At 61.0% G+C, this 21195-nt stretch carries 23 protein-coding genes; 11 read left to right on the forward strand and 12 right to left on the reverse strand.

Annotated features, from left to right (window positions below; all coding sequences use genetic code 11):
* Window positions 1-13: 13 nt before the first annotated feature.
* Window positions 14-913 (reverse strand): DMT family transporter, encoded by a 900-nt coding sequence (locus U367_RS0116815; RefSeq protein WP_028617885.1) that lies wholly within the window; start codon window positions 911-913, stop codon window positions 14-16.
* 138 nt (window positions 914-1051) lie between these two features.
* Between U367_RS0116815 and U367_RS0116820 the strand changes: the two genes are divergently transcribed.
* Window positions 1052-1927 carry a helix-turn-helix domain-containing protein gene (locus tag U367_RS0116820; RefSeq protein ID WP_028617886.1) on the forward strand — a complete coding sequence of 292 codons (876 nt, stop codon included), beginning with the start codon at window positions 1052-1054 and terminating at the stop codon, window positions 1925-1927.
* Here the strand turns inward: U367_RS0116820 and U367_RS0116825 are convergent.
* The 8 genes from U367_RS0116825 to U367_RS0116860 form a co-directional block, all read right to left on the reverse strand.
* Window positions 1924-4425, reverse strand: coding sequence for a LuxR C-terminal-related transcriptional regulator (locus U367_RS0116825; protein ID WP_028617887.1), 2502 nt, complete (start codon window positions 4423-4425; stop codon window positions 1924-1926). The two genes, U367_RS0116820 and U367_RS0116825, sit on opposite strands and share 4 nt — an antisense overlap.
* A 241-nt stretch (window positions 4426-4666) precedes the next feature.
* Window positions 4667-6025: a DUF1329 domain-containing protein gene (locus tag U367_RS0116830; protein ID WP_028617888.1), complete on the reverse strand. Its 1359-nt coding sequence runs from the start codon at window positions 6023-6025 to the stop codon at window positions 4667-4669.
* 26 nt (window positions 6026-6051) lie between these two features.
* Window positions 6052-7842 (reverse strand): DUF1302 domain-containing protein, encoded by a 1791-nt coding sequence (locus U367_RS0116835; RefSeq protein ID WP_028617889.1) that lies wholly within the window; start codon window positions 7840-7842, stop codon window positions 6052-6054.
* A gap of 484 nt (window positions 7843-8326) precedes the next feature.
* On the reverse strand, window positions 8327-9238 hold the full coding sequence (locus U367_RS0116840; RefSeq protein ID WP_028617890.1) for an SDR family oxidoreductase: 912 nt from the start codon (window positions 9236-9238) through the stop codon (window positions 8327-8329).
* A gap of 117 nt (window positions 9239-9355) precedes the next feature.
* Window positions 9356-10258 (reverse strand): alpha/beta fold hydrolase, encoded by a 903-nt coding sequence (locus U367_RS0116845; protein ID WP_028617891.1) that lies wholly within the window; start codon window positions 10256-10258, stop codon window positions 9356-9358.
* Window positions 10258-11040, reverse strand: a complete 783-nt coding sequence (locus U367_RS0116850) for a class II aldolase/adducin family protein (RefSeq protein ID WP_028617892.1) — start codon at window positions 11038-11040, stop codon at window positions 10258-10260. Before U367_RS0116850 ends, U367_RS0116845 begins: the two co-directional genes overlap by 1 nt.
* A gap of 150 nt (window positions 11041-11190) precedes the next feature.
* Window positions 11191-11877: an LrgB family protein gene (locus tag U367_RS0116855; protein WP_028617893.1), complete on the reverse strand. Its 687-nt coding sequence runs from the start codon at window positions 11875-11877 to the stop codon at window positions 11191-11193.
* Window positions 11867-12238 carry a CidA/LrgA family protein gene (locus U367_RS0116860; RefSeq protein WP_028617894.1) on the reverse strand — a complete coding sequence of 124 codons (372 nt, stop codon included), beginning with the start codon at window positions 12236-12238 and terminating at the stop codon, window positions 11867-11869. The genes U367_RS0116855 and U367_RS0116860 overlap by 11 nt, the downstream gene beginning before the upstream one ends.
* Before the next feature lie 98 nt (window positions 12239-12336).
* Between U367_RS0116860 and U367_RS0116865 the strand changes: the two genes are divergently transcribed.
* Complete coding sequence (locus U367_RS0116865; protein WP_028617895.1) at window positions 12337-13233, forward strand: LysR family transcriptional regulator; 897 nt, start codon at window positions 12337-12339, stop codon at window positions 13231-13233.
* On the opposite strand, the gene U367_RS0116870 is transcribed toward U367_RS0116865, so the two are convergent.
* Window positions 13214-13669 carry a flavodoxin gene (locus U367_RS0116870; protein WP_028617896.1) on the reverse strand — a complete coding sequence of 152 codons (456 nt, stop codon included), beginning with the start codon at window positions 13667-13669 and terminating at the stop codon, window positions 13214-13216. The two genes, U367_RS0116865 and U367_RS0116870, sit on opposite strands and share 20 nt — an antisense overlap.
* Window positions 13670-13797: 128 nt before the next feature.
* Between U367_RS0116870 and U367_RS0116875 the strand changes: the two genes are divergently transcribed.
* Window positions 13798-14265 carry a PAS domain-containing protein gene (locus U367_RS0116875; RefSeq protein WP_028617897.1) on the forward strand — a complete coding sequence of 156 codons (468 nt, stop codon included), beginning with the start codon at window positions 13798-13800 and terminating at the stop codon, window positions 14263-14265.
* Window positions 14266-14323: 58 nt separating this feature from the next.
* Window positions 14324-14929 carry a hypothetical protein gene (locus U367_RS0116880; RefSeq protein WP_028617898.1) on the forward strand — a complete coding sequence of 202 codons (606 nt, stop codon included), beginning with the start codon at window positions 14324-14326 and terminating at the stop codon, window positions 14927-14929.
* Between the two features lie 2 nt (window positions 14930-14931).
* On the opposite strand, the gene U367_RS0116885 is transcribed toward U367_RS0116880, so the two are convergent.
* Entirely contained in the window at window positions 14932-15882 is a 951-nt protein-coding gene (locus U367_RS0116885; protein WP_028617899.1) for a MerR family transcriptional regulator, read from the reverse strand.
* Window positions 15883-16097: 215 nt separating this feature from the next.
* Between U367_RS0116885 and U367_RS0116890 the strand changes: the two genes are divergently transcribed.
* Genes U367_RS0116890 through U367_RS0116915 form a run of 6 tightly spaced genes read left to right on the forward strand, consistent with a single transcriptional unit; the run spans window position 16098 to window position 19025 of the window.
* A complete protein-coding gene (locus U367_RS0116890; protein WP_028617900.1) occupies window positions 16098-16658 on the forward strand; it encodes an antibiotic biosynthesis monooxygenase in 561 nt (186 codons plus the stop codon).
* A gap of 57 nt (window positions 16659-16715) precedes the next feature.
* Window positions 16716-17426, forward strand: coding sequence for a dihydromonapterin reductase (gene folM / locus U367_RS0116895; RefSeq protein WP_028617901.1), 711 nt, complete (start codon window positions 16716-16718; stop codon window positions 17424-17426).
* 19 nt (window positions 17427-17445) lie between these two features.
* Window positions 17446-18000: a GTP cyclohydrolase I FolE gene (gene folE / locus U367_RS0116900; RefSeq protein WP_028617902.1), complete on the forward strand. Its 555-nt coding sequence runs from the start codon at window positions 17446-17448 to the stop codon at window positions 17998-18000.
* 2 nt (window positions 18001-18002) lie between these two features.
* A complete protein-coding gene (folX, locus tag U367_RS0116905; RefSeq protein WP_003176029.1) occupies window positions 18003-18374 on the forward strand; it encodes a dihydroneopterin triphosphate 2'-epimerase in 372 nt (123 codons plus the stop codon).
* Between the two features lie 23 nt (window positions 18375-18397).
* Window positions 18398-18694 (forward strand): DUF1244 domain-containing protein, encoded by a 297-nt coding sequence (locus U367_RS0116910; RefSeq protein WP_010206472.1) that lies wholly within the window; start codon window positions 18398-18400, stop codon window positions 18692-18694.
* Complete coding sequence (locus U367_RS0116915; RefSeq protein WP_028617903.1) at window positions 18687-19025, forward strand: HopJ type III effector protein; 339 nt, start codon at window positions 18687-18689, stop codon at window positions 19023-19025. The genes U367_RS0116910 and U367_RS0116915 overlap by 8 nt, the downstream gene beginning before the upstream one ends.
* Before the next feature lie 155 nt (window positions 19026-19180).
* Here the strand turns inward: U367_RS0116915 and trxB are convergent, their stop codons facing one another.
* Window positions 19181-20143, reverse strand: a complete 963-nt coding sequence (gene trxB, locus U367_RS0116920) for a thioredoxin-disulfide reductase (RefSeq protein ID WP_016976180.1) — start codon at window positions 20141-20143, stop codon at window positions 19181-19183.
* Window positions 20144-20426: 283 nt separating this feature from the next.
* Here trxB and cysZ point away from each other — a divergent pair, with 283 nt between their 5' ends.
* Complete coding sequence (cysZ, locus tag U367_RS0116925; RefSeq protein WP_028617904.1) at window positions 20427-21194, forward strand: sulfate transporter CysZ; 768 nt, start codon at window positions 20427-20429, stop codon at window positions 21192-21194.
* The last annotated feature ends 1 nt before the right edge of the window (window position 21195 follow it).

The following is a 21195-nucleotide window of genomic DNA, read 5'->3' on the forward strand; positions in this document are numbered from 1 at the left end:
ATACAGTGATGGGTCAGGCCAAGGATTGTGAGGCAACCACGACCGGCTTGGGCTTACGAAACACCAACACATTGCCCAGCATCACCAACACCAACCCCGCCAGCGCTGGTGCAGTCCACTGGTACCCTTCGGCAAATGCCGAGACGTTCAACGCCACCACCGGGAACAGCACCGTGCAATACGCCGCACGCTCCGGCCCCATACGTCCGACCAACGTCAGGTATGCAGTAAAGCCGATCACCGAGCCGGGAATCACCAGGTACCACAGCGCGCCGATGTACCGCGCACTCCAGTCCATCTCGAACGGAATCCCACGCACCACGCAGTAGGTCGCCAGCATCAACGAACCATACAACATGCCCCAGGCATTTGTGGTCAGCGGTCTCAGACCGGCCTTCTGTTGCAGGCTCGAGAGCATATTGCCAGCCGAGAAACACATCGTCCCCAGCAGCGCCAACCCCAAGCCGAGCAAGGTTTGCGGGCTGGCGGTATGCCCCACCAGTTCCGGCCAGAACAGCAGGCCCAAGCCCATCAAGCCCAGCCCGCCGCCCATCAACACAGTGCGCGCCACCCGCTGGCCGAAAAACACCCGGGCATTCAGCGCATTCCACAGCGTGGCCGTGGAAAACACCACCGCCACCAACCCGCTGGGGATCCATTGGCTGGCCGTCAGGAAACACATGAAGTTCACACAAAACAGGCACAGCCCCTGGGCCAGGCAGATCAAATGCCCGCGCCGGTTCATCACCTGCAACTTGCGGCTGACCAGCAACAGCGCAAACAACACCAGCGCCGCCAGGCCGAAGCGATAGACGATGGACACAGGAATCGCCACCACGCCCAGTTGCCATTTGAGGGCGATCCAAGTGGTGCCCCAGATCAGCACGGTGAGTAAATACAGGGAAAGGTTCATAGCGGGCTCCATCGATTGAGCCACAGTGTGGCCTGCGATTCATGGCGCGCTCTTGCACAATCTTGCGCTTTTGTCGGACGGTGGGCGCACAGCACTCAACGCGCGGAGTAGGATGCAAGGCGTCGGAGAGTACGAACAATGCCTGATCTGGAATCCCTGCACGTCTTTCAAGCCCTTAACCGCTCGCCCAATGCACGCCTCGAAGCCTGCGCCGAGCTCGGTGACGGCTTGTCTGCGGCTTTGTGGAGCAACCATCACGATGCCCAGGATTACCAGGCTCCCAGCCATCACACCTTGTCGTGCTACATCGGCGGTGGCACCGGCACCTTTCGGCGTGACCAGCCGGGCACCAAGGGCGGGCCCGACAAGTTGTGCATCCTGCCCGCCGAGCATCAGTCGGCCTGGGTGATCAACGGCGAAATCCGCCTGGCCCATGTGTACTTCAGCCCGGAGCAATTCGCCCTGGGCTGCGTCACCCTGCTCGACCGCGAACCGCGCACTCTGCAATTGCGCGAAAGCACCTTCCTGGAAGACGCCAGCCAGGCCCGGCGCTTTCACCAGTTGATCGCGCTGAACTGGCACGAGCCCGCCGAGCGCCTGCTGACCAGTAGCCTGGCCCATGAAATGCTCAGCCACACCCTGCTCAGCCAGGTCGGCGCCCGCGATGGGCTGCGATTGAAAGGCGGGCTGGCGGCGCATCAGCGACGGCTGTTGGTGGACTACATCGACCAGCACCTGGAAGACCCGATCAGCCTGGGCCAGCTCGCCGGGATGTGTGCGCTGTCGGAATACCATTTCGCGCGGATGTTCCGCCAAAGCTTCGGCCTGCCGCCCCACCAATACCTGCTGGCGCGCCGCCTCACCCGTGCCCAGGCCCTGCTGCGCAGCAGCGCCCTGCCCTTGAGTGAAATCGCCTTGATGTGCGGTTTCTCCAGCGCCAGCCACTTCACCCATCGCTTCCGCCAAGCCATGGCCGCCACGCCCGGCGAGTACCGACAGGCGTTTTGCGCCTAGGTCATCAACCCCAACGTCTTGGCCTTGGCCACGGCTTGCGTACGTCGCTCCACGCCGAGCTTGCTGTGGATACGCCGCGCGTGGGTCTTGACCGTATGCAGGGAGATAAACAGCCGGTCGGCGATTTGCAGGTTGGAATTGCCCAGGGCGATCAACTGCAGGACTTCCAACTCGCGCTGGCTGAGTGGGCTCTCTACCGTTCCCGACCCTGGCGCTTGCGGCTCCATGCCCAGCTCACTCAACAACCCCGGCGAGCGCAACCGCAGTTCGCGAATCGCTTGCTGCACTTGGCAGCGTGCCGCCAACGCCAGCCCGGTTTGCAGCGAGCGGCGTGCCAGCGCGCAATCACCGACTTGCCAGGCCACTTCGCCCAGCACCAGGTGCAGCTCGGTTTCCAGGCAGAGCATGCCGCGCTGATGGGCGGTGTCCAGCAAGGCCGTGAGCCGCTCCACCGATTGATCGGCGCAACCCAGTTTCACTTCAGCCAGCACCAGCAGGTACTCCAGGCGCGGCACCAGTTCCAGAGTGGCCGGCGGGGCCTGTCTGGCCTGGGGCCCACGAAAGTGGCGAAGCACGCGGCGCACCGCTTCCACTGTCAATTCGGCACGCCCCTGCTGCAACCAGAAATGCCCGCTGACCAACAGCAACACCGCGCGGTACACCGTGTCGGGCACCTGACGCTGTTGCATCAGCCGCTCGGCGTCGCGCAGTTGCACAAAGGCCTGGGCGTAATCGCCACGGTTGGCGGCCAGCAGAGCCAGTCCAAGAAATCCGTAAAGCACGCGCTTGTCCTGGCTGTGCAGGCACATCTTCAAGCCCGCCTCGAAACACTCGGCAGCCAGGCTGTCCTGCCCTTGCCGCAACGCCAGGTGCCCGCGCCGCAGGGCGATGCGCCCGACCAGAGGCCCGGCCTTGAGGCGCTGCTCGAGCAGCATCGCCTGCACATTCTCCAGCAGGCTTTGCGCCCGATAAGGAGCGCCACGCTGCTCCAGCAGTTGCGCGTGATCCAGCTCCAACAAGGCTTCGAGCAGCAAAGAGCCGTGGGCACGGGCCAGGCACAAGGCTTCGCGGCTCAGGGCCTGGGCCACGTCCAGTTCACCGCGCAACAAGGCTTGCTGGGTCAGGCCCGAAAGACACATCAACCGCGACGTCCAGGCGCTGTCGGGCAAGGCTTGAAGCGCTTCGAGGAAGTGTTCGCGAGAACGTTCGGCATCGCCACCCAGATGCAGCAGCCAGCCCCACTGCGCCTGCCAGCGCGCCAGCAGATAGCGCTGCTGCGCCGCTGTCGGTTGCGGCGCGAAGCGTGCCAGTTGATGGATGCATTGCGCGGCCTGCTCGAAGCGCCCGGCGAACAGCAACGCCGCGGTCAACAGCCCGACCAATTGCGCCGAACCGAGCATCAGTTCGTCGCCCTGCTGTTCATGCAGGCGCAACAGCAGCATCGCGTTCTGCTGGCGGAACAGGTCTTCGAAACTGAAGTGCTGCAACAGGCTCACCGCCACTTCATATTCTTCGGCGAGCAAGGCTTGTTCAAATGCGGCCTGCCAGTCCTGTTCGGCGGTGAACCATTGGCAGGCGCGGCGATGCCATGAACGCTTGGCCGGCCAGGGCTCATCACGCAGCAAATGGGAGAGCGGAGGAAAAACCTGCAACCAGTCGGTGTCTTCCCAGGGCTGGATAAACGCGCCGAAGGCCTGCAGATCGTGCAGGTACTGATCACCGTCGCCAAAGCCGAACAAGTGCTCGCACAACCCAGCGTTGAAGCGCGGCAGATGGGCCAGCACGCGCCAGGCTTCGGCCAGTTCGGTTGGCAAGGTGCTGAACAGTTCGTGTTGCAGGTAATCGAGCAAGGTCTTTTCCGGGTGGCCGTCCCCCAACAAGGCAATGCGCGCGCCGGCACACCAACCAGCACTGAACTGCAACACGCTGTCGACGGATTGCCCCGGGGCATGAGTGAGCAAATGCTGGATCTCGACCGGACTGAACGCCAAGTCTGCGCCGCACTCCAGCAATTCGTCGTCGAGCAGCAACCGCGGCCAATTGCACAGTGGCCGACGGCGCGCGCCCAGCCACCAGGTCAGGGCTGGACTGCTGGCGGTCAACAGGCGATCGAGCAAAGCGTCGGTGTCCGGCGCGGGCAAGCGGCAGAAGTCATCGAGGAACACCCACGCCGGGGCCTGCCAACGCGCAAGGTCCGACAGCAGGGTGGCTTCATCGGTGAACGGCAAACCCAGGTTCTGCGCTAAGCGCTCGCAAAGATCGACGGGGCTCAGGGCAACGCCATTGAGCGGCAGCCAGTACACCGGGCAATCCTTGGGTGCCTGCAACGCGCACTCGGCGAGCAGCGCACTCTTGCCACTGCCAGCCGGCGCGCAGAGCAACTTGACCCTGACCTGCGCCGCCAGCAAAGGCTCGGCCAAACGTGGGCGCAATAGATGGTGGGCGGACAGCCGAGGCATGAATCCAGGACGGTCCAGGCAGCGTGTCATGGCGGTCATTGCTGCATCCTGCTTTTTTATTGTTATGCAACGTGGCGCCTACCCTAGTCCTGTGGTCGGCGGTTGTTGAAGAAGTATTCAGCAGGGTGATTTCCAGCCATAAAATTCAAGGTATCCACAACCCAATGTGGGAGCGGGCTTGCTCGCGAAGGCGGCGGATCAGTCTATGAATTCGGTGACTGACACTCCGCGTTCGCGAGCAAGCCCGCTCCCACATTGGACCTGCATTTTACATCAAGGATCAACGAACCCCTTCGGCCCTCAATGCGGCCGGGGTGTAGTCCGCAGCCTTGGCCGCGAAGCCAAACATAAAGCTGCTCTTCTCCTCATTCTTCATGCCCAGCGCGATGTAGCGCCCGGCGATGATGTCGTAGAGGGTTTCCACGGTGTAGGCCGGAGTCTGGTGGTCGTAATAGAACTGCGCATGACCTTCGGCGACACGCCACAGTTGACCACGGCCGTCGTAGTGATCCACCAGCGCCACCTGCCAGCTGTCCTCGTCGATATACATGTGGCGCTTGGCGTAGATATGCCGCTCACTCGGCTTGACCGTGCCCACCACTTCCCACACGCGGTGCAGCTCATAGCGGGTCAGGTCCTGGTTGATATGGCCGGCCTTGATGATGTCGTCGTACTTGAGTGTCGGCTGGTCCAGCTTGTAGCTGTTGTAGGGGATGTACATCTCTTTCTTGCCCACCAGCTTCCAGTCGTAGCGGTCCGGAGCACCGGAGAACATGTCGAAATTGTCCGAGGTGCGCAGGCCGTCGGAGGCGGTGCCCGGCCCGTCATAGGCCACTTGCGGCGCGCGGCGTACGCGACGCTGGCCGGCGTTGTAGATCCACGCCAGGCGCGGCTCCTTCACTTGGTCGAGGGTTTCATGCACCAGCAGCACGTTGCCCGCCAAGCGCGCCGGGGCCGTCACCGACTGTTTGAAGAAGGTCAGCACGTTGGCCGCCTTGGCCGGGTCCATGTCCGGGATCAATTGCGGCACCGCCACTTCCTCTTCGAAGCGGATCGGCGTGTAGCTGCCGTTGGTCTGCGGCGTGGCCTGGGTGATGATGCGGCGCAAATTGCCGCCGTGGTAGCGGGTGATGTGGTTCCACAGCACTTCCACGCCATTCTTCGGAATCGGGAACGCGTAGTAGCGGTTACCGGTGAAACCTTCCAGTCCATTGCCGTCGTTGATCGGCTTGACGTTCAGCGCGCTGCGCTTGATCGACTCGTAGACCTCCGGCGGCAGGTTGACCGTGCGGTGGGTTGGGTACACCGGAATCTTGTAGGTCTCAGGGTAACGCTTGAACATCGCCACCTGGCCGTCGGAAAGTTTGTCCTTGTACTTGTCGACAGTGGCCGCGGTGATCACGAACAGCGGTTTCTCACTGGCGAACGGGTCGGCGAGGAAGCCTTTGCTGTCGACGGCGCCGGCATTTTTAGGAATGCCACCGGTCCAGGCCGGGATTGAGCCGTCGGCGTTGCCGGCTTTTTCGGCGCCGACCGGGGTCAGGGTCGTGCCGAGCTTGGCCGCCTCTTCCGGCGACACCGCTGCCATCACGTGGGTGGCCAACAGGCTGAGGGCCAACACTGCAATTGTCTTACGCATGGATGCTTGTCCTTCTTTAAGCCAGGTCAGAAGTTCGCGCCGAAGCTGAGGGCGAGGAAGTCGCGGTCGGTCAGGGTGTTGTAGTCGCCGCCGAAAAAGTCGGTGTAGCTCAGGCTGGCGGTGTAGGTGCTGCGGTAGTCCGCGTCCACGCCGATGCTGATGGCCTTGGCGCCTTTGTTGAACAGACCATTGGGGCCGTAGCCGGCCACGTCATGGGACCACGACAGGTTGGGCTTGAGGTTCACCCCGAAAATTGCATTGTTGTAGTCAAGGATCGCGCGCGCTCGGTAGCCCCAGGAATTGGCTGTGACAAAACCGTCGGTGTCGCCTTGAAAACCATAGGCACCGTAGACCGAGTCGCGGCCGTAGCGCAGTTTGGATTTGTCTTCCAGCCCGGCGACGTGCACGTACGCAGCCTCGCCAACCAGCGTCAGGCGTTCGGCCCCCAGCACCTGGTCGAAGAACTGGGTCATGGTGCTTTGGATCTGGGTGATTTCCTTGCGGCGGTAGCCTTTGTTGTCGTCGCCAAAGTTGCTGCGGATCGGCGAGGCCAGTTGGCCTGCAACCGGGTTGATCAGGGCCAGGGTCAGGTCGGTGGTGTTGAGTTGCACGGGGGCATTGGGGCGATAGCTGATCTCGCCGGTCCAGGCCGTGCCGGTAGGCAAGGTGGTGGAGAAGCTCGCACCGAACAGGCGGATGTCTTCCGGGTAGTCGAGGTAATACTGGCCACGACCGAGCATCAGGCTCTGGACCAGACCTGCACCCGAGCCGGGCGCGATGCCATTGGCTGCGCCGGAGATCGCACCGAGCCTGGCCAGGCTTGTATTGTTGGTGATGGTGCCCACCGTCGGGGTGCGGCTGTGGTAGTTCATGAAGTACAGGCCGTATTCGGTGTCATCTCCCAACCAACGCAACGCCGTACCGAACTGACCACTGTCACGGGCATCACGATCCCGTGCACGCTGCACGATCACACCTTCACGGGTCACTTGAAAGCCCTGTCCAAACGCGGCGGCTAGAGGCTGCAACGGCGCAATCGCCGGGTTACCGACCGTGTAGTTGTCATTACAGCCGTGGGCCGCCACATCCCCACCAAAGAATGTGCCGCAATTATCCAGTACGGTATTTTCCCAGTTCAGTTGGTAAAAACCTTCCACTGTCAGCTGGTTGGTCAAGCTCTGGGAAGCGAACAGCATATTTACCGGAATCAGCCCTTCCTTGATCTCCGCACCGGGGCGGCGAAAGGCTGAAACGTCGATGGGGTTGATGCTGTTGATGGAGTTACCGATAAAAGTGCTCTCGCCCCAACTGACCACTTGCTTGCCCAGCCGCACGTTCCCTGGCTGATCGCCAATGGAATAGTTGTGATAGACGAAGGCATCGAGCAATTCGTAGCCGGAAGACCGCGCGCCTTCATCGCGGTGGTGATTGCTGATCTGTTTGAATTCGCGATCTTCATCCTGCAACTCGAAGTCGTACCAGTACTTGCCCCGAACGAACACGCCGCTGTCACCGTACTTGAGTTCCAGGTCGTGAATACCCTTGAAGATCTTGGAAAAGGTCTCGCCCTTCTTGAAGTTCAGGCGCCCGTCATCCCCGGTAGACGCCTGGCCAGTGCCGCCGTTGACGGTGCCCACCAGCTTTTTATCGGCGTCGCGCATGCCCCAGCTCGCGCCCACCGACAGCGAGGAGTCGAATTGCCCTTCGATCTCGCCAATGTTGAACGAAACAGCCTGTGCCTGGGCACAGCACCCCAACGCAACCGCAGCGGCCAGCGCCTGTGGCCTGAAGATGGCGCGCATTGTTGTTCTTGTCATGCGTCTTCCCCGGTGAGTGACAGAAGGCCCCACCCTACTGCCGCCCAACGGGAGCGATAAGCGCACCAAGGAGGGATTCGTGTTGTCGCCCAAAAGGATGACACGGCGCTCTGGCCTGGGCTCCGGGCGCAGGCATGCATTAGGTGGATGGAGGGTTATCAGGGGGATGTATGGAGGACTGCGCAACTGTTGCTGATTGCGCAACAGTCCTTGTCACGAATCGGCATTACTCATTTTGTTACAAGCGGCTATTCTTGTCGGGCTTTCAGGGCAAATAGCCCGCTTCCCCATCGGGAAGAAAAGCCAGATTCAAATGGATTGATGCCTTTTTTCAGTCTGTTACCCGTGTTCACTGACGTTGATTTGTCGCTCCTTGATCCAACGTCTTACTTCGGCCGCTGCCTATGCAGCGGCCTTTTTTATGCCTGGAATAAAACGGGACGCCATCAGCGCCCCGTAGGATTCAAGCTTATTCAAGCAACGATCACAGGCTGAACTTCTGCAAATTGGCCATCATCTCCTTCAACGCCTCGATGTTGTCCTTGGGGTGCGCCGCCCCTTCGAAGTCGCAGATCTGCTGCCAATGCGCCGCCACGTCATCAGGCGAGAAGCCCGTTTCCGGATCAAAGCCCACCCCCAGGCTACGCTCCCAACGGGTCTTGCCGATCCAGCCGCCGCCCACTTCAAACAGCCCCGAGGTTTCCTGGCACGCTTCGCTGCCCAGGTACACCACCAATGGGCTGACCAGCTCCGGCTTGAGCCGCTCGAATACCTGAGGCGGGATCAGGCCTTCGGTCATGCGCGTGCCGCCTGTCGGGGCGATGGCGTTGACCAGGATGTTGTTCTTGCGACCTTCCAGCGCCAGGGTCCGCGTCAGCCCGTAAAGACCCAGCTTGGCCATGCCGTAGTTGGACTGGCCGAAGTTACCGTAGATGCCCGAGGTGGATGCAGTGAAGATCACCCGGCCGTAACCTTGCTCGCGCAGATGGGGCCAAGCGGCGCGGGTAACTTTGTAGGCGCCCTCGACATGCACCCGGTAAACCAGGTCCCAGTCGCTGTCGTCCATTTTGTGGAAGGTCTTGTCGCGCAGGATGCCCGCGTTGTTGACCACCACATCGATACGGCCAAACGCATCGAGGGCGTTCTGCACAATCTTGTCACCGTCGGTGACAGAGTCATGGTTGGCTTCAGCAATACCGCCAGCTTCGCGAATCTGCGCCACCACGCGATCGGCAGCCGAAGCGTTGGCGCCTTCGCCCTGGGTGGAACCGCCCAGGTCGTTGACCAGCACCTTGGCGCCATGTTTGGCGAACAGCAGCGCATGGGCACGGCCCAATCCGCCGCCGGCACCGGTGACGATCACGACCTTATCCTGGAACTGCACTGATTCACTCATACCGAACTCCAATGGCGACAATGGGAATAGGTCGAGTGTCAGGCAAGGGGGCGCTGGTCACAATAAAGCCGGCCAGGGCTGAATGGTGCTCGATAAGGCTGGGGGATAATCGTCAGCTCAGGAATAGGCCAATCGAGGTGTCGGTTGCCCAATCCGGTCACGAAACGCCAGGTAGTGTTTGAGCACCTGCACCGGCGCCTCGATCTGTGGGTAGTGGCCGATATTGGCCAGCAGCACCGTGTCGGCGTGGGGCACCAACTCGCGGTAACGCGCCACCATATGAGCGCCCGAAATCGGGTCGATCTCGCCGTCGATCACCCGCAGCGGCACATCGCCCTGTTGCATCGCTGCCACCCAACGCTCACGCATACGGCGGCGTTGAGGGATGTAGGCAATGAGTTTGTGCAGGATGCGCGTGCCGTCATGGCAGTCGATCAGGCTCCAGAAATCATCCAGAGCGCTTTCGCTGGGGCGGGTATCAGGGCCAAAGATCTGGTTGAAACTGTTCGCCAAGGCATTGCGCCCAAAGGCACGACCGATCATCCAGCCCAGCGGGCTCAGCAAGAGTTTTTGCACCAGCGCCGGGCGATGGGTTTCGGGAAACAGCCCACCGTTGAGGAACACGCAGCTGGCCATCTGAAAGCGACCCTCGTAGTGCCGGGCCAGCAGTTCCTGGGCGACGCTGTCACCGTAGTCGTGGGCGAGCACGTGCACCGGCTGCTCAACGCGCAGGTGTTCCAGCAATGCTTGTTGCAAATCCGCCTGCTCCAGCAGGCAGTAACCGTGGTCGAGTGGCTTGGCCGAGTCGCCGAAACCGAGCATGTCGCAGGCGATCACCAAGTTGCGCTGGGCCAAGGGCTGCCACAAGTAGTGCCAGTCCCAACTGGCGGTGGGAAAGCCATGGATCAGCAGCAACGGCTCGCCCTGCCCCGCCACCCAATAACGGAGGGTGCGGCCATGGAAGTCGAACGTCTGGCTGCGTTTGCGCCAGGCTCTCAGCGGGATCTCGGCGAGTGGCATCAGCTTCTATACCCAGGGTCTTGAGTGTCCAGCTTACGCAGCAACGCCGGCCAGGCCAGCGCGCCTCCCATACCTTGCGCGCTCTTTGTGACAGCCGCCACCATCGCCTTGGCGCCAGCGAGAATCTGCGGGCCGATGTTGATCAATTCAGCGCCACCGTTTTGCGCCAGCGCCTGGATATCGCAGGCGCGCTGGAAAGTGAACATCATCAGAAAGGTGTCGGCAATGGTGCTGCCGCAGGTCAGCAGGCCATGGTTGTGCAGCATCAGGAAGTTGTTGTCGCCCAGATCGGCCTGCAGGCGGGCCTTCTCTTCATGATTCAGCGCCACGCCTTCGTAGGCGTGATAAGCCAGGCTCGACAGCACGAATATCGACTGCTGGCTGATCGGCAATATGCCTTGCTTCTGTGCCGCCACCGCCACACCGGCAGCGGTGTGGGTGTGCAGCACGCAGGTCACGTCGTGGCGCACTTCGTGGATGGCGCTGTGAATGGTGTAGCCCGCCGGGTTGATCTCGTAGGGGCTGTCCATCAGCTTCTTGCCGGCCTGGTCGACCTTCACCAGGCTCGACGCGGTGATCTCATGAAACATCAGCCCGTAGGGGTTGATCAGGAAGTCATCAGTGCCCGGCACCTTGGCCGAGATGTGGGTGAAGATCAGGTCATCCCAGCCATGCATCGCCACCAGGCGGTAGCAGGCGGCAAGGTCGACACGGGTCTGCCATTCGGCAGCGCTGACCTGATCTTTGACATTCTGTGGTGATAGAACGGGGGCATGACTCACGGCAACGACCTCCTTGGCACATTTTCTTCTTGTTATTTTGGGTGATGGGCCAGTCTAGTCAGACGTCTCTGCCGCCGTAGTTGCCTTGGCAGCCAGCTTGATGACCGTACGAGTCAGCGTTGAGAATAGTTGAGATCCATCCAAGCGACGTCAGAGAATTGCCGTCAATAAGGGCGCGGCGAACAGGTTGAGCAACCCCGTCAGCACCATCACCAAGCCCGCGACGGAGCCCTCTTCGCCGCCGACTTCATGGGCTCGGCTCACGCCCGCACCGTGGGCACCCACGCCAAACAGCGCGCCGCGCGCCAAGGGTGTGCGCAGCGGCAGCCACTTGAGCAGCACGCCGCCGAGCATGGCGCCGAATACGCCGGTGAACATCACGAACACGGCCGTCAGTTCCGGCACGCCACCCAGGTCGGACGACACGGGCATGGCGAACGGTGTGGTGATGGAGCGCGGCACCAGGGACATCGTCACCGAGCTGTCCAACGCCAGGGCTTTGGCCAGGCCGAACGAGGTGGCGATAGAGGCCACGCTGCCGGCGATCATACCCAACAACAAGGCCGGCCAGTAACGCGCCAGCAACGTGCGCTGCTGCCAGATCGGCACCGCGAACGCCACCGTCACCGGACCCAGCACGAGCATCAGCCAGTGGGTGTCGGCGGAGTACTCGGCGTAGGCGGTGTTCATCGGCACCGCCACGGCCAGCAAGAGTACCGGCACCAGGATCAGCGGCGACAACAGGTAACGGCCGGTACGGCGGTAGATCCAGCGGCTGAAAATATACGCACCCAAGGTCAAGGCGAGCCAGAATACCGGCATCCATTCAAGCTTCATGGCGCAGCCTCCAACGGCACACCAGTTCGACGGTGAACGCGGTCACCAACATCACCGCCAAGGTGCTGAAGCCAATTACCAGCAAGATGCGCCAGCCGTCATTGCGCAACAGGCCGCCGTAGTCCAGCAGGCTCATCAGCGCGGGGATGAAGAACAACAACATTTCAGCCATCAATACACCGGCGCCCAATTGCAGGGCCGCCGGTTTGACCAGGCCGCTGGCGAAGGTTGCAAGCAGCAAGCCGAGGCCTACTACACCACCAGGGATCGGCCACGCCAGCCAGACGGCCAACTGGCAACCGAGCAGGTAAATGGCCAACAACACGACCAGTTCAATCAACAGACGGATGAAACGTTTCATGGGCTTTGGGTCCTCGCAGGCCTTCATCTTAGAGAGGCGCGCCCTATCCCCACAGCGAATTGTTAGACTGCCAGCCATTCCAAACAGGAATTCAGTAGATGGAATTCAAACAGCTGCGCAGTTTTGTAGAAGTGATCCACCGGGGTGGCTTCACTCAAGCGGGAAAAACGCTGCACATCAGTCAATCCGCCGTCAGTAAACAAGTGGCACAACTGGAGCAGAGCCTGGGCACACCGCTGTTGGAACGTACCGGCTCACACATCCGCCTGACCGCCACCGGCGAAGTGGTGCTGCAACGGGCTGAAGCCATGCTGCGCTTGCAAACAGAACTGCTCAGTGAGCTGGATGATATGCAGCAACTGACCCGCGGCGAGTTACGCCTGGGCCTGCCGCTATTGGCGGGCGATACGCTGTTTGCCGGGCTGTTTGCCGAGTACCGCAAGCGCTACCCGAAAGTCACCATCCAGTTGCTGGAGGGCGGCAGTCGCACGATCGAACAGGCGATTCTCAATGGTGAACTGGATGTGGGGGGCTGCCTGAACTCCAGTGATCCGGCCTTCGCCCGACAAGCCTTCTGCGATGAACCGCTCGACGCCCTGCTGCCGATGGATCACCCGCTGGCACACAACGCTCAGGTGCGCCTGGAGGAACTGGCGGACACGCCGTTCCTGATGTACCAGCGCAGCTTTGTGCTCAATGATCGGTTGATCCAGGCCTGCCAGCAGGTAGGTTTCACTCCCCGGGAAATCGGGCGCAGCGGCCAGGCCGACTTCCTCGCTGCCCTGGTCGCGGCCGGACAGGGCGTGGTGCTGTTGCCCAGCGTGGTTGCCCGTGGACTGGTGCGACCGGGCGTGGTGCGCCTGACGCTCAAGGCACCCGACGACCTGCGCTGGGACATTGCGTTTACCTGGCGTGCGGGCGCCTATCTGTCGAAGGCCGCCCAGGCCTGGCTGGCGTTGCTGCGGGAATTTCCGGTCAGCCGCGCAGTGCAGTGACCAGGTCGGCCAACCACGGTTCGGCGTCGGCTTCGGGGGTGACGCTTTCGCTGGCGTCCAGGCGCAGCATTGGCAGCACTTCGCGCACGCCGAGTTCACCAAACAGCTCGCGCATTTGTTCGCCGCCACCACAGAAGGTATCACCGTAGCTGGCGTCACCCAGGCCGATCACCGCGCCGGGCAGACCGCGCCAGGCGGCAGGCAGTTGGTCGCGAATGGCCGAATACAGGGGTTGCAGGTTGTCGGGCAACTCGCCCATGCCGGTGGTGGATGTCACCGCAAGGAACGCCTCGGGGCCGAAGGCTTGCACATCCGCCAGCGTGGCGCGTGGATTGTGCCAGGCCTCGAAGCCGGCGGCCTTGAGGATGTCGGCGGCGTGGCGGGCGACTTCTTCTGCAGTGCCGTAGACCGAGCCGGAAAGGATGGCGACTTTCATCAATCTGATCCTGTAGTTGAGCGAAAGCGTGGGATATTAACAGCTGAGGCAAATATTTCGGCGCAGCCCGTGCAACATTCGCCAATTGCCATAAACTTCAGGCTCAAAAACAAGCCATGGACCGCTCAATGATTAACGCCAAGCTGATGCAACTGGTCGTCAACGCTTCCAACGACGGCATCGTCGTCGCCGAGCGCGAAGGCAAGGACAAGCCGCTGATCTATGTCAACCCGGCATTCGAACGCCTGACCGGCTACACCCTGGATGAAATCCTCTATCAGGATTGTCGATTCCTGCAATCGGGCGACCGCGACCAGCCGGCCCTGATGGCCATTCGGGAGGCACTGGAGAGTGGCGGGGCCTGCCGGGAAATCCTGCGCAATTACCGCAAGGACGGCACCCATTTCTGGAACGAGCTGTCGCTGTCGTCGGTGTACAACGAGGCGGACAAGCAGACGTATTTCGTCGGTGTGCAAAAGGACGTTACCCTGCAAGTCAAAGCCCAGCACCGCGTCGCCCAACTGGAGAGCGAACTGGCGCAGGTCAAGGCTGAACTGGCGATGTTCAAAGCGACGAGCGGATCTAACAAAATTTAGAAAATGCGGTCATTAGGGGGGATAATGGCATTTTAATACCCCCTAATGAGCATGAGTGATGCAGCGTGACGCGCTTCTGACCCAGGATGAGCTGGACTTCATTCAGAATATGCAACACAACCCGCAACTGAACCTGCGGGATGCGTCGTCGAGCTTAACGGTCAACGGGGGCGCGCAAATTCGCGATTTGCTCACACGACTGGCCGCTCATGACCACGTCACCATCCAGGCGCAATTCGACAACCAGCAACTCACTTTTCCGCTGCACCTGGTGGAAGATGAGTTCCATGCGATTCACCTGCGTCTGGGCGTACCGAGTATTTTCGAAGACGGCCCGATGATTCGGCCGTGGCGCCTGGCGCTTGAAACACCGGTGGCGCTGGAAAACATCAGGGGCAACGCAGGTGCGTTGTGGGTGCATGAGGTGTCGTTCAAGGGTGTGCTGGTGGAGATTCGCGGTCGGGTCAAGCCGCCGAAAACCTTTTCCCTGTGGTTCAGTCCTTCAGGTTACGAACGCATCGCGCTGCGCGGAACCTTCGAACGAGAAACCGCACGTGGGCTGTTCGCCTATCGGCTGAGCCAGGGCGACATCGACGAAACCGAGCGCCTGCGCCAATTCATCCTGCACCAGCACCGTCTGGTCCATCCTGAAGTCCATGCTTGAGATCAGGTATCCAGGCCACCGCCCAGAAACTGCTGCAAGCGGCGCTGCATCAACCGGCCTTCATTCCCCAGACAGCCGATTGATGACCCGGCGAGGCTTTCCTGCGCCAAGTCCGCTGCATCACCGGCCAGCAACAGCGGGCAATGCAGGGTCAGCGCCAGACGCTTGAGCCGTAGCGGCAACTCGCTGCTGGGGGCGCGATTGGAAAACAGCACCAAGGCACTGGGTTGGGTCTTTTCACAGATCAGCGTCAACTCATCGAATGGCTGCCCCACACCCAAGATCTTGACCGCTTGTTTTTCCCCGGACATCAGCAGGCCCGCGACCAGCAACTCCAACTCGCGGCACTCCCCTGCAACAGCCGCCAGCAATACGCGAGGCAGCGGCGCAGCGGCGGCCATCTGCAGACGTTGTGCGGTACGCGAGCGCAGGAAATTATCGAAGAACACCCACTCACTGGCTTGGCCGAAGCGGCCTTGGTGACGCAACAATGCCTGCCAGAGCGGCATGAAAATGTCCTGGAACACCACGGCGAGGGGATAGGCGGAAAAGATCTGGCCGTACAAACGGTCCAATTGGCGGTCATCGAACGCGCTGATTGCATGGCGCAATTGCCCGTGCCATTGCTCCCACTCCGCCTGCGCGCCGAGGGCGGCATCAGGTTTGCTGAGCAACGCGTCGCGCGCCAGGATCCTGCCGACTTTGCTCACCGCCACGCCGCGTTCGATCCAATCGAGAATCCGGTGCACGGTGTCGATATCGAGGCGCGAGTACAACCGATGCCCGCTTTCGGTGCGAGTGGGTTGGATCAGGCCGTAGCGCCGTTCCCAGGCACGCAAGGTCACCGGGTTGACGCCGGTCAGCCGGGCGACTTCGCGGATAGGGAAAAGATCATCGGAAACGGTGCCGTTGTCGGAAGTCGTTTCGCGCTGAAGATCAATAGTTTCGGGCATCAGAGGTCAAAAACGTCCGTGTCAGTTTGGATACTATTTAACGCTTATTAGACGGGTTGATTCAAGGAGCACGACGAGCCGACCAAAGTATCTGGCGTATTTCGCTAAAACAGGAATAATCCTTGCCTGTTTTTTCTACGTCGCTGCAACACCCCGCAGCCTCGTTCGTGTGCCGCCTACCCGGCCCAGCGCACTCGCTTATTTGGAGATACACAATGTCTACCTCTCCCGTCACCCTGATGGTTGCGCGCCGCGTGGCCAAAGGTCGCTACGAAGAACTGATGGCCTGGCTGCGCGAAGGCGAGCAATTGGCCACAGACTTTCCCGGCTACCTGGGCTCAGGTGTCCTTGCACCGCCGCCCAACGATGATGAATTCCAGATCATTTTCCGCTTTGCCGATGAAAAGACCCTGCATGCCTGGGAGTTTTCGGCGTCCCGCAGTGCCTGGTTGAGCCGTGGCAGCGAGCTGTTTGCCGACCCGTCCGAGCACCGCGTACGCGGTATCGATGGCTGGTTCGGCGCAGTCGGCGCCCGCCCACCACGCTGGAAGCAGGCGGTGGCGATCTGGTTGGCATTTTTCCCAGTGTCACTGCTGTTCAACTTTGTCCTCGGACCGCTGCTCAGCGAGCTCGACCTGGCGCCGCGAGTTCTGGTCAGCACAATGGCCCTTACGCCGCTGATGGTGTACTGGTTCATCCCGCTGTCGACCCATCTGTTGGCCAATTGGCTGCATCCTGTTCCGACCCCGCGCAAGGCCAGCGAAGCCGCTGCTTGAGTACAGGGGCGCCCGGTCGCTGGTATAGTTTCAATCTGCCAGCGACTCGAGCCTCCCATGACTGCAACGAACGCCCCGATCCTGATCACCGGCGCCGGCCAGCGTGTCGGTCTGCATTGCGCCCAGCGCCTGCTGGACGACGGCTATCCGGTGATTTTCAGCTACCGCAGCGAGCGGCCCGGCGTACAGGCCCTACGCGAACGCGGAGCGATTGGGGTGTTTGCCGATTTCTCCAGCGAGGCCGGCATCCTGGCGTTTATCGCTGAACTGAACACCCATACCCAACGCCTGCGCGCGATCATCCACAACGCCTCGGCCTGGATCGCCGAAACGCCCGACGAAGAAAGTCGCGCCTTTACCGACATGTTCAGCGTGCACATGCTTGCGCCGTATCTGATCAACCTGCATTGTTCACCTTTGCTGCAACGCTCTTCTCCCGCAGACATCGTGCACATCAGCGATGACGTGGTGCGCAAGGGCAGCCGCCAGCACATTGCCTATTGCGCCACCAAGGCCGGCCTCGACAGCCTCACGCTGTCACTTGCCGCGCAGTTCGCGCCGTCGATCAAGGTCAACGGCATCGCCCCGGCAATGGTGATGTTCAACGAAGGCGACGACGCAGCCTACCGCGCCAAGGTGCTGGCCAAGTCGGCACTGGGCATCGAGCCCGGGCCCGAGGTGATCTATCAGAGCGTGCGTTACCTGCTGGATAACCCTTATGTCACCGGTACCACCCTGACCGTCAACGGCGGGCGGCATATCAAGTAGCCGTTTGTGAGGATGTTGTATGACCCTGCCCCACCATTACCGCGAGATCCTCAAAGGCCTGGGCGAAGACCCGGAACGCGAAGGCTTGCTCGACACTCCCAAGCGCGCCGCCAAGGCCATGCGGTACCTGTGTCACGGCTACGAGCAAAACCTGGAAGAGATAGTCAACGGTGCGCTGTTCACCTCCGACAATGACGAGATGGTGATCCTCAAGGACATCGAGTTGTACTCGCTGTGCGAGCACCACCTGCTGCCCTTCATCGGCAAGGCCCATGTGGCCTATATCCCCACCGGCAAGGTGCTGGGCCTGTCGAAGCTGGCGCGCATCGTCGATATGTTCGCCCGGCGCCTGCAGATCCAGGAAAACCTCACGCGGCAGATCGCCGACGCGATCCAGGACGTGACCCAGGCCGCCGGCGTGGCCGTGGTGATCGAAGCCAAGCACATGTGCATGATGATGCGCGGTGTGGAAAAACAGAATTCAACCATGAACACCTCGGTGATGCTCGGCGCGTTCCGCGAGTCGAACACCACGCGCATGGAGTTCCTGCAACTGATCGGACGGAGCAAGTAGCAATGCCACAACTTCAACCAGGCATGGCGCGCATCCGGGTCAAGGACCTGTGCCTGCGCACGTACATCGGCATCAACGAGGACGAGATCCTCAACAAGCAGGATGTGCTGATCAACCTGACCATCCTGTATGCCGCCCAGGAAGCTGTACGCGACAATGACATTGATCATGCGCTGAACTACCGCACCATCACCAAGGCGATCATCGCCCACGTCGAGGGCAACCGCTTTGCCCTGCTGGAGCGCCTGACCCAGGAACTGCTGGACCTGGTGATGAGCAATGAGTCGGTGCTGTACGCCGAGGTCGAAGTGGACAAGCCCCATGCACTGCGCTTTGCCGAATCGGTTTCGATTACCCTGGCGGCCAGCCGCTAACCCCTGAATTGTCAGTGAGCCCTATGAACGACCAACAACGCCTCGAACTTGAAGCCGCCGCCTTCCGCCGCCTGGTGGCGCATCTGGACAGCCGCAAGGATGTGCAGAACATCGACCTGATGAACCTCTCGGGCTTCTGCCGCAACTGCTTGTCCAAGTGGTACAAGGCCGAGGCCGACGAGCGCCAGATCGAGCTGAGCCTCGATGACGCCCGTGAAGTGGTGTACGGCATGCCGTACGCCGAGTGGAAAGCCCAATACCAGAAAGAAGCCAGCGCCGACCAACAGGCTGCGTTCGCCAAAGGAAAAACCCATGACTGATTTGAACACCCTGCGCGCCAGCCTCAACAGTGGCAAACATGTTTTTGCCGATACCTTGGCGTTTGTGGCTGCCGGTTATGACTACCAGCCGCAAGCCTTTACCAATGGCGACGTGGAAAATGCCGCGGGGCAGAACGAAGGGTCGTGCAAGACCTTGGGCTTGGCGTTGCTGGAAGGTCTGAGCGACCAGGAAGCACTGCTGGCGTTTGGTGAGCATTACCGCTCGGTAGTGGCGACGCCTGAGGGCAGTGATCACGGCAACATCCGTGCGCTGATCGCCCATGGGTTGGCCGGTGTGAAATTTGACCAGCAACCTCTGACACGCCGCTAAATCAATTTGAAAACCTGGTCAGTGTGGGAGCCGGGCTTGCCCGCGATAGCGGTGGTAACTGACACACCGCTATCGCCGGCAAGCCGGCTCCTACAGCGGATAACAGCGGACATAAAAAAACCGGCCTTTCAGCCGGTTTTTTTAGTTCAACGGGTTCAGAACGAAGCGTTCTGCAGGCCGTCGAGATAACGCTCGGCATCCAGTGCCGCCATGCAGCCGGCGCCAGCCGAGGTGATGGCCTGGCGGTAGACGTGGTCGGCCACGTCACCGGCAGCGAAGATACCTTCGATGTTGGTGGCCGTCGCGTTACCTTCACGACCGCCCTGCACCACCAGGTAACCGTCTTTGGCTTCCAGCACGCCTTCGAACAGCGAAGTGTTCGGCGTGTGGCCGATGGCGATGAACACGCCGTCGACTTTCAGTTCGTCGAAGCTGCCGTCGTTGTTCTTCAGGCGGGCACCGGTCACGCCCATGTTGTCGCCCAGGACTTCGTCCAGGGTGGCGTTGAGCTTGAGGATGATCTTGCCTTCAGCGACACGGGCATGCAGCTTGTCGATCAGGATCTTCTCGGCGCGGAAGGTCTCGCGGCGGTGAACCAGGGTCACGGTGCTGGCGATGTTGGCCAGGTACAGCGCTTCTTCCACGGCCGTGTTGCCGCCACCGACTACGGCGACTGGCTTGTTGCGGTAGAAGAAACCATCGCAGGTCGCGCAGGCCGAAACGCCTTTGCCCATGAACGCCTCTTCCGACGGCAGGCCGAGGTAGCGGGCGCTGGCGCCGGTGGCGATGATCAGCGCGTCACAGGTGTAAACGCCGCTGTCGCCGGTCAGGCTGTAAGGCTTTTTGGAGAAGTCGACCTGGTTGATGTGGTCAAACACGATCTCGGTTTCGAAACGTTCGGCGTGTTCCTTCATGCGTTCCATCAGAACCGGGCCGGTCAGGCCGTGGACGTCGCCCGGCCAGTTGTCGACCTCGGTGGTGGTGGTCAGCTGACCACCCGCCTGCATGCCAGTGATCAGCAGCGGCTTCAGGTTGGCCCGGGCAGCGTAGACCGCAGCGCTGTAACCGGCAGGGCCGGAACCCAGGATAATCACTCGCGAATGACGGGTATCAGACATGACTCACTCCTATCGACCGCCCGGACTACAAGGCGGCTGGAATAAAAAAGGGACCACGAAGCACTTGGGGAAGGCTTCAACTCGCAGACCCTGAAAAATAATGGGTGCAGCGTATCGAGGGGGGCAAGATTAAGGAAATACGGAATAACAATCCAGCTCATAGGTGGTCTCTATGCAGTTGGCTGGGTTGATCGACACGTTTGTTACTGATGATGTCGCCGCTTTCGCCTGTTGAACAAAGCCGGTAAGGTCGGCGCGTTCGTCACTTTGTTCGGAGTTCTCCATGCCCGCCCCCGCTCTTTCCGGCCCGCAATACCTGCGTGAAGGCCTCAAACTGGTGTTGAGCCCCGGCCTGCGTCTGTTTGTGCTGCTGCCGCTGGCGATCAACCTGGTGCTGTTCGTCGGCTTGATCTATTTCGCCGGCCATCAGTTCAGTTTGTGGGTCGATCATTTGATGCCGACGCTCCCGAGCTGGCTGAGCTTTCTGAACTACCTGCTCTGGCCCCTGTTTGTCGTACTGGTGGTACTGATGGTGTTTTTCACCTTCACCATGCTGGCCAACATCATCGCCGCGCCCTTCAACGGTTTTCTCTCGGAGAAAGTGGAAGTGGTGGTACGCGGCACCGATGACTTCCCGGCCTTCAGCTGGGGCGAATTGATCGCCATGGTCCCGCGCACCCTGGCCCGGGAAATGCGCAAGCTGGGTTACTTCCTGCCACGGGCCATTGGCCTGTTTATCCTGTCGTTCATACCAGTGGTCAACCTGATCGCCGCCCCGCTGTGGCTGCTGTTCGGCGTGTGGATGATGGCGATCCAATACATCGACTACCCAGCGGACAACCACAAGCTTGGCTGGAACGAGATGCTCGCCTGGCTGCGCCAGAAACGCTGGCAGAGCATGAGCTTCGGCGGGATTGTTTACCTGGTGCTGCTGGTACCGGTGGTCAACCTGCTGATGATGCCGGCAGCGGTGGCTGGGGCGACGTTGTTCTGGGTGCGTGAGCAAGGTGCCGAAGCGATGGCGCAGCAGCAAAAGATAACCCAGTCATAAA

Origin of the sequence: Pseudomonas canadensis (assembly GCF_000503215.1) — a bacterium.
GTDB lineage: Bacteria > Pseudomonadota > Gammaproteobacteria > Pseudomonadales > Pseudomonadaceae > Aquipseudomonas > Aquipseudomonas canadensis.

What these genes read in the sequence shown, in the direction of transcription:
- U367_RS0116855 (WP_028617893.1), bottom strand. Translation starts at nt 11,877, where the DNA reads ATGAAGCTTGAATGGATGCCGGTATTCTGGCTCGCCTTGACCTTGGGT.
- U367_RS0116880 (WP_028617898.1), top strand. Translation starts at nt 14,324, where the DNA reads ATGCAGCGTGACGCGCTTCTGACCCAGGATGAGCTGGACTTCATTCAG.
- U367_RS0116840 (WP_028617890.1), bottom strand. Translation starts at nt 9,238, where the DNA reads ATGAGTGAATCAGTGCAGTTCCAGGATAAGGTCGTGATCGTCACCGGT.
- folM (WP_028617901.1), top strand. Translation starts at nt 16,716, where the DNA reads ATGACTGCAACGAACGCCCCGATCCTGATCACCGGCGCCGGCCAGCGT.
- folX (WP_003176029.1), top strand. Translation starts at nt 18,003, where the DNA reads ATGCCACAACTTCAACCAGGCATGGCGCGCATCCGGGTCAAGGACCTG.
- U367_RS0116835 (WP_028617889.1), bottom strand. Translation starts at nt 7,842, where the DNA reads ATGACAAGAACAACAATGCGCGCCATCTTCAGGCCACAGGCGCTGGCC.
- U367_RS0116870 (WP_028617896.1), bottom strand. Translation starts at nt 13,669, where the DNA reads ATGAAAGTCGCCATCCTTTCCGGCTCGGTCTACGGCACTGCAGAAGAA.
- U367_RS0116915 (WP_028617903.1), top strand. Translation starts at nt 18,687, where the DNA reads ATGACTGATTTGAACACCCTGCGCGCCAGCCTCAACAGTGGCAAACAT.
- U367_RS0116910 (WP_010206472.1), top strand. Translation starts at nt 18,398, where the DNA reads ATGAACGACCAACAACGCCTCGAACTTGAAGCCGCCGCCTTCCGCCGC.
- U367_RS0116845 (WP_028617891.1), bottom strand. Translation starts at nt 10,258, where the DNA reads ATGCCACTCGCCGAGATCCCGCTGAGAGCCTGGCGCAAACGCAGCCAG.
- U367_RS0116890 (WP_028617900.1), top strand. Translation starts at nt 16,098, where the DNA reads ATGTCTACCTCTCCCGTCACCCTGATGGTTGCGCGCCGCGTGGCCAAA.
- U367_RS0116825 (WP_028617887.1), bottom strand. Translation starts at nt 4,425, where the DNA reads ATGACCGCCATGACACGCTGCCTGGACCGTCCTGGATTCATGCCTCGG.
- U367_RS0116875 (WP_028617897.1), top strand. Translation starts at nt 13,798, where the DNA reads ATGATTAACGCCAAGCTGATGCAACTGGTCGTCAACGCTTCCAACGAC.
- U367_RS0116815 (WP_028617885.1), bottom strand. Translation starts at nt 913, where the DNA reads ATGAACCTTTCCCTGTATTTACTCACCGTGCTGATCTGGGGCACCACT.
- folE (WP_028617902.1), top strand. Translation starts at nt 17,446, where the DNA reads ATGACCCTGCCCCACCATTACCGCGAGATCCTCAAAGGCCTGGGCGAA.
- U367_RS0116820 (WP_028617886.1), top strand. Translation starts at nt 1,052, where the DNA reads ATGCCTGATCTGGAATCCCTGCACGTCTTTCAAGCCCTTAACCGCTCG.
- U367_RS0116865 (WP_028617895.1), top strand. Translation starts at nt 12,337, where the DNA reads ATGGAATTCAAACAGCTGCGCAGTTTTGTAGAAGTGATCCACCGGGGT.
- U367_RS0116860 (WP_028617894.1), bottom strand. Translation starts at nt 12,238, where the DNA reads ATGAAACGTTTCATCCGTCTGTTGATTGAACTGGTCGTGTTGTTGGCC.
- trxB (WP_016976180.1), bottom strand. Translation starts at nt 20,143, where the DNA reads ATGTCTGATACCCGTCATTCGCGAGTGATTATCCTGGGTTCCGGCCCT.
- cysZ (WP_028617904.1), top strand. Translation starts at nt 20,427, where the DNA reads ATGCCCGCCCCCGCTCTTTCCGGCCCGCAATACCTGCGTGAAGGCCTC.
- U367_RS0116885 (WP_028617899.1), bottom strand. Translation starts at nt 15,882, where the DNA reads ATGCCCGAAACTATTGATCTTCAGCGCGAAACGACTTCCGACAACGGC.
- U367_RS0116830 (WP_028617888.1), bottom strand. Translation starts at nt 6,025, where the DNA reads ATGCGTAAGACAATTGCAGTGTTGGCCCTCAGCCTGTTGGCCACCCAC.